This window comes from Cytobacillus dafuensis (genome assembly GCF_007995155.1).
In the GTDB taxonomy this organism is placed as follows: Bacteria; Bacillota; Bacilli; order Bacillales; family Cytobacillaceae; genus Cytobacillus; species Cytobacillus dafuensis.
The window spans coordinates 1,023,153-1,038,039 of record NZ_CP042593.1 but is presented as its reverse complement, the minus strand read 5'-3'; the positions used below and the strand labels follow the sequence as shown (position 1 = coordinate 1,038,039).

General features: G+C 37.9%; 12 protein-coding genes. 8 read left to right on the top strand and 4 right to left on the bottom strand.

What is annotated here, in order from left to right; all coding sequences use genetic code 11:
- The first annotated feature begins 105 nt into the window (after positions 1-105).
- From FSZ17_RS05110 to yunB, 6 genes are all read left to right on the top strand, one after another.
- A complete protein-coding gene (locus FSZ17_RS05110) occupies positions 106-723 on the top strand; it encodes a hypothetical protein (RefSeq protein WP_057775968.1) in 618 nt (205 codons plus the stop codon).
- Positions 724-850: 127 nt separating this feature from the next.
- The gene (locus FSZ17_RS05105) at positions 851-2,587 is read left to right on the top strand and encodes a sensor histidine kinase (RefSeq protein ID WP_057775969.1); all 1,737 of its coding nucleotides are present in this window, start codon (positions 851-853) and stop codon (positions 2,585-2,587) included.
- Positions 2,588-3,319: a LytR/AlgR family response regulator transcription factor gene (locus FSZ17_RS05100; RefSeq protein WP_057775970.1), complete on the top strand. Its 732-nt coding sequence runs from the start codon at positions 2,588-2,590 to the stop codon at positions 3,317-3,319.
- 206 nt (positions 3,320-3,525) lie between these two features.
- The gene (locus FSZ17_RS05095) at positions 3,526-4,977 is read left to right on the top strand and encodes a carbon starvation CstA family protein (protein ID WP_057775971.1); all 1,452 of its coding nucleotides are present in this window, start codon (positions 3,526-3,528) and stop codon (positions 4,975-4,977) included.
- Positions 4,959-5,126 carry a hypothetical protein gene (locus FSZ17_RS23285; RefSeq protein ID WP_156416274.1) on the top strand — a complete coding sequence of 56 codons (168 nt, stop codon included), beginning with the start codon at positions 4,959-4,961 and terminating at the stop codon, positions 5,124-5,126. Before FSZ17_RS05095 ends, FSZ17_RS23285 begins: the two co-directional genes overlap by 19 nt.
- Before the next feature lie 189 nt (positions 5,127-5,315).
- A complete protein-coding gene (gene yunB, locus FSZ17_RS05090; protein WP_057775972.1) occupies positions 5,316-6,083 on the top strand; it encodes a sporulation protein YunB in 768 nt (255 codons plus the stop codon).
- Between the two features lie 204 nt (positions 6,084-6,287).
- Here yunB and FSZ17_RS05085 read toward each other — a convergent pair whose 3' ends face one another.
- A complete protein-coding gene (locus FSZ17_RS05085; protein ID WP_322107600.1) occupies positions 6,288-8,129 on the bottom strand; it encodes a M6 family metalloprotease domain-containing protein in 1,842 nt (613 codons plus the stop codon).
- 201 nt (positions 8,130-8,330) lie between these two features.
- On the opposite strand from FSZ17_RS05085, the gene FSZ17_RS05080 reads away from it, so the two are divergent.
- Positions 8,331-9,062, top strand: a complete 732-nt coding sequence (locus tag FSZ17_RS05080; RefSeq protein ID WP_057775974.1) for a DUF3784 domain-containing protein — start codon at positions 8,331-8,333, stop codon at positions 9,060-9,062.
- 52 nt (positions 9,063-9,114) lie between these two features.
- On the opposite strand, the gene FSZ17_RS05075 is transcribed toward FSZ17_RS05080, so the two are convergent.
- Complete coding sequence (locus tag FSZ17_RS05075; protein ID WP_057775975.1) at positions 9,115-11,556, bottom strand: S8 family serine peptidase; 2,442 nt, start codon at positions 11,554-11,556, stop codon at positions 9,115-9,117.
- A gap of 307 nt (positions 11,557-11,863) precedes the next feature.
- On the opposite strand from FSZ17_RS05075, the gene FSZ17_RS05070 reads away from it, so the two are divergent.
- A complete protein-coding gene (locus FSZ17_RS05070) occupies positions 11,864-12,328 on the top strand; it encodes an SRPBCC family protein (protein ID WP_057775976.1) in 465 nt (154 codons plus the stop codon).
- A gap of 103 nt (positions 12,329-12,431) precedes the next feature.
- Here the strand turns inward: FSZ17_RS05070 and FSZ17_RS05065 are convergent, their stop codons facing one another.
- Together FSZ17_RS05065 and FSZ17_RS05060 are read right to left on the bottom strand one after the other, a co-directional pair.
- Positions 12,432-13,748 carry an alpha/beta hydrolase family protein gene (locus FSZ17_RS05065; protein ID WP_082625389.1) on the bottom strand — a complete coding sequence of 439 codons (1,317 nt, stop codon included), beginning with the start codon at positions 13,746-13,748 and terminating at the stop codon, positions 12,432-12,434.
- 22 nt (positions 13,749-13,770) lie between these two features.
- Positions 13,771-14,865: a DUF1648 domain-containing protein gene (locus tag FSZ17_RS05060; protein ID WP_057775977.1), complete on the bottom strand. Its 1,095-nt coding sequence runs from the start codon at positions 14,863-14,865 to the stop codon at positions 13,771-13,773.
- Positions 14,866-14,887: the final 22 nt, after the last annotated feature.

Genomic DNA, 14,887 nt, shown 5'->3' with positions numbered 1-14,887 from the left:
AACTTATCAAGGATCGTAAAAAAACAAAATGCACCTAAATTGGGTTTTTAAACTAATATTTGTTAAAATGATTCCAAATACAGTAAATATTTGGAGGGATGAGGATTGGGTTGGTCAGAGTTTGGTAGAGTACGGTCTGAATACAATGATGAAATAAAAAGCTTAGATGAAGAGATATTAAGAATCATGAACGAACGGAAGGCTTCCGCAAATGGAAAGCGATTCTTTCCTCCAACTGAGCTGATTGAAGAATGGTCAAATAGATTTGAGATGGAGGTTTCTGAGATTGGTTGGCTGATAAACCAGCTTAATGATGGAAGCGTGCCATTCTACATGCCTGAAGGACCAGGGGAGCTTTTAGCTGTTATCCAAATTATGGAAAAATCAACACTTGACGATTTTGATTATCTTCTAACTCATTCCATGCAGCATGAGCATGGAAGCATTGTGACATTAGAAATCAACTATAACTTAAAAGAGGATGAAAATATTGGACATATTATCCCTCATTTAATGCTGGAGGTTACAGGACCTGCAGACTACAAGGTTAGGAGAAATGGATCCCATGGTGGTGGTGGAAATACACAAGTGAGTTTTCTCGTCACACCTACATTGCCTTTTGACTTAATTAATATTCATTTTTCCTTAATTCCCTTTGCTTCTCCAATGGAGCTCCCCCGTAAGGAGGTTGTTCTGGATAAGGAAGTTATATTCGAACGGTAAGAATTAGCAGCCATTAAGGCTGTTTTTTTATCGATACAATAATAGTTTGAATAATCGAAATTTATATTATTTTTTATGTTTTTATTTTAAAATAGATGAAACAATTACTAGCTAAAGGAGAAATCATATGTTTGAATTGCTCTTTACGATGCTAGAACGTCTAGGAATTATTGTGACGATTGCTTTTATCCTAACACGGCTGCGGTTCTTTAGAGATATGATTTACCAAGAACAATTAAATCTGAAGCAGCAGTATAAAGCCATCCTTTTCTTTGGCTTTTTTGGAATTATCGGCACTTATTCTGGTCTTGCATTTAGTACAGAAACTCTACAGTTCAATCGATGGGCTTCAGGTCTTTCTTCCGATGAAGCTCTTGCAAATTCTAGAGTTATTGGGGTTGTAATTGCTGGGCTTCTTGGTGGCTATAAAATTGGAATAGGTGCAGGCTTAATAGCGGGAATTCACCGGTTTACAATAGGTGGCTTTACTGCCTTTTCATGTGGTGCCGCTTCTATAATTGCTGGAGTTATTGCTGGGGCTTTTTACCGAAAAAATAAGCATGTCAAGCTTTCATCTGCTTTCCTAATTGGAGCTGTTGCAGAAGCAATTCAGATGCTCATTATCTTATTATTTTCCCGTCCCTTTGATAAAGCGCTCTCCCTTGTTGAAGTAATAGGCATGCCTATGATTCTCGCAAATGGGTTAGGCTCAGCGCTCTTTCTACTAATCATAAAAAATGTAGTAAACGAAGAAGAAAAAGCCATTGCACTTCAAGCACAAAAAACACTGCGTATCGCAGATCAAACACTTGCCTATCTTCGGAAAGGCATGAACAACTATTCTGCAGAAGCAGTCTGCAAAATTCTACACAAGGAAGTACAAACAAGTGCCGTTGCCATGACAAATCTAACTGAAATATTAGCTCATGTAGGTGTCGGTGATGAGCATCATCGTGCTAATATTCCCATTCAAACGCAAATTACGAAAGATGCGATTAGAGAGGGAAAAATTACTATCGCTAATGACGAGACGATCCATTGCCAAAGTCATAACTGCCCTCTTGGTGCGGCAGTCATTGCTCCTTTGAAACAAAGGGGTGTAACAATTGGAACATTAAAGTTTTATTTTCGTTCAGAAAAGGAAGTGACCCCTTTTGCTAAAGAAATAATAGCTGGACTAAGTGTTCTTCTCAGCCATCAGCTTGAAATTGCCGAGGCTGATAAGGCATACCAGTTGGCAAAGGAATTAGAGATCAAGGCGCTGCAAGCCCAAATTAGTCCACATTTTTTATTCAATTCTTTAAATACAATTGTTTCCTTAATACGCATTGATCCAGGAAAAGCAAGAAAGCTGCTTGTTTCCATCTCCCATTTTTTGCGTCAAAATTTGGCGGGAACAACATTAAGCATGACAACGCTTGAACAAGAGCTCAAGCATGTGAAAGCCTATCTTGAAATTGAAGAAACACGATTTATCGATAAACTTGAGGTTATTTATGATATTGATGATGAAGCATTGTTAGTCAAGGTTCCGCCACTAACCTTGCAGCCGATTATTGAAAATGCCATCAAACATGGAATAAAGGATAAGGATAGGGATTGTATGATTAAAATCTTGATAAAGATAGAGGACACTTGCACTCTTGTCACAGTTGAAGACAACGGCAAGGGGATGCATAAGGAGAGAGCCAATTTGGTTGGAAAAAAAATTATCCATTCGGAATCCGGAACCGGTCTTGCCCTTTATAATGTCAATCGAAGACTAACTATGATGTTCGGAAGTGAAGCAGCTATTCAGACGAGGAGTGAACTTCATAGAGGAACCGCCGTTTCATTTTCTATCCCGCTTTCGGAGGAAAAATAAATGGAACAGATCATTAAAGCTTTAATTGTTGATGACGAACGATACAGTCGAGATGAACTTAAGCATTTATTAAAAAGCTTTCCTTCTATTCAAATTGTAGGTGAGGCAGAATCTGGTGACGCCTCTATTATGAAGACTATTCAATTACAGCCTGATGTTGTTTTTCTTGATGTCGAAATGCCAGTAATGAATGGGATGGAAGCTGCAAAATCGTTAATGGAATTAAAGAAAAATCCATTAATCATTTTCACAACTGCTTATCCACAATTTGCTGCAGAGGCTTTTCGCTATGAAGCAATCGATTACTTGCTCAAGCCATATGATGAGGAACTGCTTCATAAAACGATTCATCGCATTGAAAAAAAATTACGTTCTCAAAGAAATATTAAAATTACTAAATCAACGGGAAAGCTTGCTGTGGAGGAGAATGGGGAAATCTTCTATATTGAACCAAAATATATCTTATATATGTATAGAGATGATAAAGTTACAAAAATAATTACAAAATCTGGAGAATTCGAAGCAAAGACTCCTTTAAAAGACCTTGAGAATCGACTTAATCCTTATTCCTTTTTTCGAATCCATAAAAGTTACCTTGTAAACCTTGACTATGTTACTCGACTTACCCCTTGGTTTAATGGCGCCTATCAGCTTGAAATAGAAGGAAGACATGAATTGCTATCCGTCAGCAGGAATTATGTTAAGTCTTTACGAGTTCGTCTAGAAATTTAATATGATCTTAGGCGTCGGCCTCCGCTGCTTTTTTTATATCGTTACATAATTTCCTAGTTAATCTAATTCTTAAATGCGTTTTAATCTTTTCTAGCTACATGTTAACCTGTTATTTCTACATCTTGATCACAAAATGTTCTTTATTACTGAAATTCTTTTATAATTTTTGTAAACGCATTCATTTTTTATTATAAGGAGGGAATCTTTTGATTACTTTTTTAGCCTGTATTGCCCTTTTAATTGTCGGATACTTTACTTACGGCAAGTTTGTTGAAAAAGTATTCGTGGTTAATGAAGGAAGACCAACGCCTGCTTTCACACATGAAGATGGTGTAGACTACCTGCCTATGAATACAAAGAAAAATTCCTTAATCCAGCTTTTAAATATCGCAGGTGTTGGACCGATTTTCGGACCGATTATGGGAGCTCTTTACGGACCTGTAGCGTTCCTATGGATCGTGCTTGGCTGTATTTTCGCTGGGGCTGTCCATGATTACTTAACAGGAATGATTTCTATTCGAAACCGTGGGGCTCATCTTCCTGAGCTAGCTGGTAAGTTTCTTGGAAAGGTGATGAAGCATGTCGTCAATGCCTTTGCCATTCTTCTTCTTTTATTAGTTGGTACAGTATTCGTAACAGCGCCAGCTGACTTACTTTATAATTTAATGAACGGTAAGGTTGGTTTAGGACTTATTATCGCTGCTATTTTTATTTACTACATTTTAGCAACACTTCTTCCTATCGATAAAATTATCGGAAGATTCTATCCATTCTTCGGTGCATTACTTTTAATAAGTGCTGTTGGTGTCGGTGGTGGCTTAGTGATTACCGGAGCACCAATTCCAGAACTTTCATTACAGAATTTCCATCCAGATAACGCACCCATTTTCCCATTATTATTCTTAACTATTTCTTGTGGAGCACTGTCAGGATTCCATGCTACACAAACACCGATCATCTCTCGAACAACGCAAAATGAAAAACAAGGACGTAAAATTTTCTACGGCATGATGATTGCTGAAGGAATTATTGCGATGATTTGGGCTGCTGCGGCTATGAGCCTTTTTAATGGTTATAGTGGGCTTAATGATATGCTTACAAATATTGGAACTGCAGGAATTGTTGGTGAAGCTTCAAAGTTGATGCTTGGCGCCATTGGCGGAACATTAGCCGTACTTGGAGTTATCATTCTGCCAATAACGTCCGGCGATACTGCGTTCAGAAGTGCACGTATGATTATTGCTGATTATATGAACTTTTCTCAAAAGAAAATCTCGAGCCGTCTATGGATTGCTCTTCCACTATTCGCTATTTCAATCGCTCTAACGAAGGTTGATTTCACGATCCTTTGGAGATATTTCTCTTGGGCTAACCAATCAACGGCTGTCATAGCATTATGGGTCGGTGCAATGTATCTTTTCATCGCAAAGAAAAATTATTGGATTGCCATGATACCTGGTATTTTCATGACAATGGCAACAATGACTTATATCTTAAATGCAAAAATAGGATTTGGTTTATCGTTAAACACGTCATACATTGGAGCAACCATCATCACAGCAGTCATTATCCTCCTATTCTATATCGCTGCTAAAAAGGCGAGAATGAATAATCTCACTCTCGAAGATGACGTCTCTGGATGGAAAAAGGTAGCGTAATGGGCTGCTGTAGTCCTAATTACCGAAAAATTGTTAATGAAGACGAGGATAAGGTGAATGAAAAAGGGAAAGAGTCAATCCCCCTTCTCGCTAAAATGATTTGTGCTGTCATCATAATCGGAGGTCTATTGATAGCATTCCTTATTTAGAATGGTGCACGTGAATCGTGCACTTTTTTAATGATTAGCTTCTTTCAACAAAACCCTTCCCAAAACGACAAAAAGCTTATGTTTATTTTCTCATTGTGGACATATATTTGTACAAAGCCCGATTTATCAAAATGATGTCTTTGTCAATGATTCGAAACAACGAGAACTTTCAGAGCGGGAGGGTTTTATTTGCGAAAAAAGAGAAGAAGGAGATGGAAATTCAAAAAGGGGCCTTTGCCATTCAAATATGTATTTCTAATTACATTAATGATCTTTTCAATATTAACCATTTTCAGTTTAATCATTATTAACAGGAACTTAGAGCCATACTTGATGGATATTGCCAAAACAAAAGCGACGCAATTTGCTGCCCAAGCAATCAATGATGCTATCGAAAAAAAGATCACCGAAAGTATTGATATTAATGAACTAATTGTAAAACATGAAAATGCCGGTGAACCAAGCTACAGTTTTAATCAAAAAATGGTCAATAAAGTCATTTCAGAGACAACAATAAGAGTGCAAAAATATTTAGATTTAGTTGAAGCTGGAGAAGTAGATAAATTAGATAATTTTAAAAATGATATTCATATTGACCCTGAAAAAACTAAGGATTCGAATGGGATTGTTTATTATATTCCTTTAGGAATGGCAACAAATATGACATTACTATCTAATTTAGGCCCAGAGATTCCTGTAAGATTACAAATACTTGGGGACGTTACATCCAATGTTGAAACAAAGGTTGTTCCATCAGGTATTAACAATACTTATCTAGAAGTATATATTAAGGTGAATGTTCAGATGAATGTCATTATCCCTCGAATGGAAGAGCCAATCGAAATTTCCAACCAAGTTAAAGTTGGAGATCTATTCCACCCTGGGAAAGTTCCACAATATTATAACGGTCCAGGTTCTGAAAACTCAAACCCTATTGTAGTGCCGCCTCCACAATAATTCACTTTCAAAAATCTTGTTCAATAGTAAAACCTGATTCTAAATATAGAATCAGGTTTTATTTTTCAGCTAACAGGAACGTTTAGGTTTATTAACGTACTAAAGTAAAGTGTGTTTTCAATTAAATGTCCGCTAAAAAGATCGCATAAGAAAAACTAAGGCATTCCCCAAAAAGGACTTGGAGAACGCCAAGTTTTTCTAAACTTATTTGTTACCTTGATTTGACTTGTAGTAGAATTTAGCAGTGATTGAACCATCGTTATTTTCAACAATATCTGTTACATGGATTCCAGAATCAGCAGGTTTTGAGTTTTGGCCCTTCCAGAAATAATAGGATCCTGTATGAACATTACTGGATACTGGTGTTAACTTGCTTCCAGTTTTGAAGAAATCTCCCGCATCTCCACGGTTCGCATTTTTCTCAAGATCATATTTTCCATCTGCTTGAATAACAGATAAGCCATAGTGCGTAACAACTGTTCCATCACTAGCAGTTTCGGACTGATTGTACTGGAACCTCTTGTTCATCCAGTTTTCCACATTGTTCGGACGGAAGCCGGCAGTTTGATAGAGATTAATAATATTTTCATCGACATGCCATGCCACTAATCCATGCGCATTTGCACCTTGGCGAATTAATCCTTTATTAAAACCGTCTTGTTGAACATTTTCAAATAAGAAGTATTCTGTTCCATTTGATCCTGGAACTTCCATTTTCACAATTCCGTTATCAGCTGATGCTTTATTAATGGAAGGTAAAGTAATTTCTTGAACCCCATCTTCTGGTTTTACTTCGATTGGATTTGCCCATCCTAAGAAAATCTTCGAGAATGGATCGAAGTGAGTTGGTGAATTGCCTGAATAGGCTGCACTATCTGGATAGCGCATCCACGATCCGCCTGCCATCATTGAATAGTTACCTACTCCTTCAGAGGAATAAGCTGTGTCATAGAAATCAGGCAAGCCTAAGGCATGACCGAATTCATGTGCATATACCCCAGTTTGGGCTGGATATGGGCCTGTCTTTTTCGCTTCATTGTATGCTCCTGTAGCTGTATCAAATCCGGAAACATTTCCGCCAATTGCTGGCTGAATATTATAGTTGTTTACGATAACGCCATCATAGGTCATATCTTCAGCAACTGTTTTATTTACCCACTCATCTTCGCTCATCCCGGCATGAACATCTGCAGTTTTCCCAGTTTCATAATACTTTCCAAAGTACATAGCACTTAATATATTCCATTTATGTGACCAGATTTGTGCTGGATCCCTACTGAACTCAGCACCTGTTCCTTCATGAACGATAAAAATATTCGGAACCTCTCCATCTTCAGCATATTGTGAGAAGTCAATTTGCCCGTCAACCGCCTTCAACAAATCACGAACGAATTCACCCATGTGAGCGTCTCCATTTTCATTTCCAATGACATATTTGCCACTTTCTGCATATTTGCCCTCTTGATCTAAATAGTATGATGCACCATGAGGCATTTCAACCCATGCGAAATCTGTGTTTTCTTTGCGAACGAGATTTACCTTTCCGTTACTAGATTCCTTATAAACATTTTGCATTGTACGATTCGTAGAGACTTTCTCCCCATTAAACTCTGCATACTGTTTAAACTGGTCAAGCTCATATGGATTATATTCCGATCCAAATATTAAATCCTCATAATAGTGAGCAGGAACCTGTCCCTCCATATCCCCTACTGGCTGATCACCATCTTTATATTTTGCTAGAATGACAAGAACAGGAATATCTCCTTCTGCCTTTCTATAGGCAACATGATTATTTCCTGCTTGCTGAAATTTCTTCCCTTGCTTAGCCGCTTTTTCAGCAGGATCGACTTTAGACAAATCAAGTCCTAATCTTTTTGCTTGTTCTGAAAGCTCTGGAGCAATGCCCACATGATGAGCTAAGTTCATACTATATGTACTCTTCTCTTTCGCGGTTATATCCGCATTGCTTCCCCCTGTAAAAATCGTACTTCCAGCTAATGCTATAGCTAAGGCTGAACTTGATAGAACCTTTAACAAATGCACCACTCCTTCAGAACTATTTTTGTTTCAAAATAAATAATACTAAATATTCTTTATTTTCTGAATAAGTAATAAGTACTCTTTTTTATAAAATTTACATGCCAAAAGACTTATGATGGAACTATTAAACACTACTATTCGTATTAAGGTTATTCTAACCCTATCATTTCGAATGTTTATACACTAAAAAAGGAGGCCAAAATTTTGATAGGACTTATTGCAACTATTATCATTATGATTCTAATTTTTGGTTTACTAGGTTGGGCTATTCGGTACAAGAAAGCATATTTTCTTATCTCTGGTTTTGAGTCTCGATCAGAAGAAGAAAAGCAAGAATTAATAGAGAATGGATTACCGCAGAAGACTGGAGGATTATTACTCCTAACCGCTGCTGTGATGCTACTCTTACTGCCGCTCCTTTGCACACCCTTTAAATATGCAATAGAATTTCAATTCGGAGGAATGCTGGTCTTCTTGATGGGTGGGGTGATTTATCTATCTAAATATGAAGTTCCAAGGAAAAGAAAGCGGAGCTATATGATTAGCATTTCTCTATTTATAGCTGTCGTTGGTTCAATAACTGCCCTTACCCTTTACAGTTATCAAGGCTATCAATTAATTGTTAAGGAAGAGCAATTTGAAATCACAGGAATGTATGGTGATGAATGGAGGATTAAAGATATTAAAAAGGTTGAATTAATGGAAACAATGCCTCAAGTTAAAGCAAAAACAAACGGCGTTGGCCTGCCAACGCTTTCAAAAGGTCATTTCAAGGTAAAGGATTATGGAAGCAGTCTTCTCTTTATCCAGAAAGAGGCTTCCCCTTATATTTATATTGAACTGGAAGATAGGAAGATTTTTATCAATGACAAGAATTCCAATAAAACTAGGGAATGGTTTCAGCAACTAAAGGAGAAGGCTGAAAATACAAAGTAGAGATTGGAAAGAAGGCCATCGTTTTTATTTACGATGACCTTCTCGCCTATCATTACTTAATAAGAATATTAGCTCCCGCTAAATCCTTTTGACCTAAGTATGTTGCATATGCATAAATATTGTAATAATACCCTGCTGGGAGCTTTGTTCCATCAGCAAGCTTTCCATCCCATTTGAAAGTTGTGTAACCTGCTTTTACATCTCTGTAGACAGTAATATCACCTAAGTATCCTATAGGTTGTGCATCTTTATTAGATAGATAGACAAATAGCTCAACTTCCTCCGCGCCTCCTGGGAAAAAGCCCTCAATCTCAAATTGTCCATCACCGAGTTGGTTGACCCCTAAATATTCAACACGAGGATAATCAGGTTCCTTTACAAAAAGAATCGTTGGTACATCAAGTGTTTCTGTACCATTACTCACCGTAATCGTACCTTCATAATAACCTGGTGAAAGCTTTCCAGCATCAACCTGTACATTGAAATTCACATCTTGTGATTGACCTGGATTCACTTTTAAATTATTGCTTGTCATGACTTTAATTGCATCAGAATGTTCGCCCATGTTTACTTCGAAACTATAAGTCTGGCATTCTGAAGATAGATTTTTAATAGTAAATTTCTGTTTTTCAACCTGCTTGCCGTTATCTTTATAGAATGTTCCAAAAGAATGGCTTCCTGGTGTAACAAGTGTTTTTGCCTTAATCGCATCCACTACCCTGATGCTTCCAGCACCTTGAGCATTATGCGGATATGCTTTTCCTGTAGAAGGATCTGATATGTTTTCTGCAGTATTCATTAATGCAGCCTTTACTTCTTCAACACCCCAATGAGGGTTCGCTTGTAAAATAAGCGCTGCTGCTCCAGCTACATGCGGAGATGCCATACTTGTTCCCTGCTTCGCCCCATATCCATGAGGATTCGCTGGATCACCAGTTGGAACTGTGCTTATAATATTCACACCAGGAGCAGATACATCCGGCTTCACCATCCATGTATAAATAACTGGACCTCGTGAAGAGAAATCCGCAACTATTTCACCAACACGGTGTGCAAAATCAATTTGGAAAGAAACTTTATTATTACCGTTTTCTAATTCTTTAAGCAGCTTTTCGCCATCCTCTAATGATACTTTAATAGAAGGTACGGCCATTCCAGCTACGTCAGGCTGCTCACCAGCACTATGATTAAAAATGATAGCGCCCACAGCTCCTGCATTTTTTGCATTTATTGCCTTGTCAACGAATGCAATATCTCCACGCTTCATTAATGCAATTTTACCTGTAAGATCTTTCCCTGCAAATTCCCCTGGAGTTCCTAATCCTACATTAACAAACTCGAGCTCTTTCCCGTTCAATGCTAAAATATCTGCATCGCTAGCGAAGCCCATTACTTTCGAAGAAGGGTAGCTAACCCCGCCTGAAGTAGCAATGGCAGCATTGTATACATTATAAGGCAGCTGAGTAGCACCAACGGAAATGGCATCACGAGCTGTTCCAGGTGATCCTACTGTCCAGTTTTTCGGACCGCTGTTGCCGTTTGATGTAACTGCGACAACACCTTCAGCCATTGCCCAATCTAATGCGATGCTTGTTGCATAATCTGGATCATTTATCGAATTTCCTAATGATAGATTCATAACATCAGCACCATCTTGAACAGCTTTTTCGATTCCAGCAATGACGTTTTCAGAAGTTCCACGACCTCCAGGACCTAATACACGGTAACCAAGTAATGTCGCATCAGGTGCCACACCTTTGATAAGGCCATTAGCCGCAACTGTCCCTGCAACATGTGAGCCATGAGTGGTTGCGTCACCTCTAGGGTCTCCTATTGGTGTTTCTTGTGGATCATTGTCATTATCCACGAAATCCCAGCCTTTATAGCTTCCAAATGCATTCTTTAAATCTGGGTGTGTATAATCGACTCCCGTATCAATAACGGCTACCTTAACGCCCTTCCCAGTATAGCCTGTTTCCCAGGCCTCTTTTGCTCCAATATAAGGTGCGCTATTTAGCATATTTGGACTGTATTCCTCTTGAGAGATTACTTCTCCCTCACCAAGACTAGTAGTTTGATATTCAACATCTGGATATACTGCTTTTACCCCTGGTACAGCTAAAAGTGATGGAATTTCATTTTCAGCTAGTTCAACTGCGAAACCTGAAAATACATAGTCATATTCACGACCAACATTTGAGCTTTTTGCAGCCTTCATAACTTCTGATTTAACTTGATTACGAATGTTTGATAGATTAGCCTTAGATTGACTTTTCCCTTTATGCTTTGCTTCGACAAGAGATGGCTCTGTTAACTCAACAATGATACTCGTTCGATTGGAAGAAGTGAGATTAAACTCTCCAACCAATTTTGCAAGCGGAGAAGCCGTTTGACTATCTTTTTTACCAGCAGCCCCTGCTCCTGTACCTAAGGAAGAGAATGTTAAAAGAAATACTAGTGTGATTAAAAAAGATTTAAAATGCCTTTTAGCCATAAATTGTTACATCTCCTCTTATTTATTTCTTTTGTCTCTTGCGCTATTCTGTCTTCACCTCCGTTGCCTGCGCTTTTTTTCAGAATATGTATAACATTGTTAATATTCAGCGTATATTGTCGTTTTCCCTTGAACCTTTATCCCTATTTTAAGGATAATTTTACTAGTATTTTTATCCTGTATTCATTTTCCTCAACCAAAATTTTCCTAAAAGAAGTAAAAACATTCAATGGTATACCTTACCCGCTTCTTGAATAGATTTTCATGTAGAGCATCATTGAATAACTTTCAAAGGGGCGGTAAAAGTATGCCGAGTTATACTCATCAAATCGAAGTTAACGCACCCATTCAAACTGTATGGGAATTTGTAAGTAATATTGATCATTGGGCTCCACTCGTACCTGGATATATTGAACACCAGATTTTAAACGAAAAGGAATCCACTTGGTGCTTTAAAAGCGATATTGGATTCATGAAGAAAAAAATTGAATTGAAAGTCGATATTATTAAATGGGAAGAGCCAACTAGAGTAACATTTCAATTAAAGGGGATAAACGAGAAATTCACCGGACACGGCTATTTCTTTGCTAAAGAGCGCGGCAGCAGCTACTGCTTGATGACTGGATACCTCAATATAACAGCGGAAGGGATGATGGCAAAGGTCGCTAATTCTATTCTAACTACCTCCCTTCCTGAAACAACTGCAGAACTAACGAAAGCTGTTGCTGCCAAAATTGAAGAACATACTCTCAATCATACGAACATACGATAATAAGCATATCCAAATTGGAAAGCGAGCTTACTTATACAATCTTTGAACAGCAAAGTTCTAATAAAAAACAAGAGCATTCTCACAAGGAGAAATGCTCTTGTCTTTATTTTTGTAATACCTCGTTTTTCTCTAGAAAGCTAATGATATTATCCATGAGACCTTTAGCTAAAGGCAATCCAGGGTTTGAATATGTTGTGATATTTCCTTCCCGATCCTCAGGTGCTTCCTTCAACACATGGTTCATTCCTTCGACAATGAATAGCTCAGAACCTTTTTTTGCCTTATGCAAAACCTCTGCATCCGTTACAGGTACTTGAATGTCCCGATCTCCATTCAAAATTAAAACAGGGATATTCAATTTTTGCAATTGTTCCTGAGGGTTGTATTGTAACCAAGAAATCATATATGGTTGCACAGATGGGCGGAATAAGCTTTGCAATTCGGTGCTAACTGATTTAACCTCTTCACCTTGCTTTAAATTATCCAAAATGTCCTTAGATTCCTGAAGAAGATTTTCTGGCATCTGTCCTTCCAGCTGTTCAAGCAGCACTTGATCAATCGGTCTGCCTACTCCGGCAATAGAAATAAACGCATCCGCATTTGTTTCACTAGCTGCAGTCATTCCGATTAAGGAGCCTTCACTATGACCAATAATTCCAACCTTTGAAAAGCGCTTATCCCCTTTTGCAAACTCTACCCATGACGAAGCATCTTTAATAAAGTGATCAAAGCGCATATCCTCTTCTTTTCCACCTAAGTTTACGTTCTGACCAATTCCTCTTTTATCATAACGGATACTTGCAGCTCCATGAGCTGCTAGATCTTTAGCTAACATTTTCAAACTATCATTCTTTCCTGGCACTACAGCTGAATTTCCATCCTTATCAGTTGGACCTGAGCCAGCAATAATGATCATAATCGGGAAAGGACCGTTACCTTGAGGGGTTGTTAATACTCCCTGCATCGTCCCGTCCTTTAAATCTATCTGTACTGCTTCTCCAACTTCTTCAGTTTTATCAGCAGAAGCTTTCGTCAACTCAAAAGGAAAGGATTGACCCTGCTGCTTAAATGTACCTTTAATCTTTTCACCTTCAACCTTTCCATTAAACGAAATGTGCTGCCCTTGGATATCCATAGCAAATGACAAGCTTGAATCAGTTAACTTCACATTTGACAATGGATATTGATACACCCCTTGCACTGGAATGCTAATCGTTCCGCCCTTGCTTGATAATTGAACAATAATTGGCAGCGGCTGATTCGGTATTTGTATAGATCCTTCCCATTTCCCCTCAATGCTTTTCAATGAACTCCCTCCCTTTTCATATGATTCTTCCTTTTTATTATTCTCCTTATTGCAGCCAGTTAATAATAATCCAATACTTAATACTGTTAAAAGGAAATATGATAATTTCTTCACAGTTTCCCCTCCGAGTTTATACTTAACCAAACACACTAATAAGCAAAATAATAACAATCGGTCCAAATATAATAAAATAGCCGATCGGATTGGCAAAATTCATGGTCCATCCAACACCGAACCGTTTTTCAACAAAAATCGAAGGATCGTTATTATTGTAATAAAATAGTCCACCCTTCCAATATTGATCTTCATCAAGATCTGATACCCCGCTTTCTGGTTGAAAACCTTCCTTTTCACCTGCGTTTCCAACTTTGACGGCAAAAATAACAGAACCAATCATGACGATGAGTAAAAATATAATCGGCAGAGCCATACCCACAACCCCATCAGATAAATCGGGATAAATCATTTGTAATTGTAAAAAGGAAAAAAGCATTGTTATCAAAACACTTATCAAAAACATAAACCAGCTCGAATATTTTCTTAATGTCAGCTGGCGAACTCGAGATGCAACAGGCCTAGTGGCGCTTAATTTTATTCCAGAACGTCTAGTCATTTCATTAATACCTAGAAACATCAATTGCATTGTAAACATAATAAGGGGCAACGCGATCACAGTAAATGGATTTTTTACTGTAAAAGCATCTGGCTTTCCGTCTGGTCCCCAATGGGTTGGGATTTGCTCAGGAAACATGTTATATTTCAAAAGCGTATAGCCTATTACCCCAAACGTAACGGCGATTGGCAACAAGTATATATACCAAGGGAGCATGGCATCCTGTGAACGTACTGTCAAATCTGTCATTTTCACTTGCTTTAAGTTATCTCCCCACCTCATTGCTTTTTTACGTTGTAAAGTTTTTGCATAAAAATAAAAATAAAGAGCTGTACTAATAAAAATGATGCCAAATTGAATAGCCGGTCCCAATAACACCTGAAACGCTTCTGTCGAATTTCCTTTTAACATCCAAAATAGGTATATGCTTACCGCGATCAAACCCAGTATGAATATCAACAGTGCATACATTTTTTTAAAGGATAATAGCTTTGAATCACGGACAAATTCATCTGGGATGAACACCCCAAATACGGTAGTTCTTTTTGCGAGAAATGGAATCGCCATTTCGATTGCTACTAAAAATACAATGATTATTAGAAAAAGCATGTAATCCATACCGTTTCCCCTCCTTTTCCAC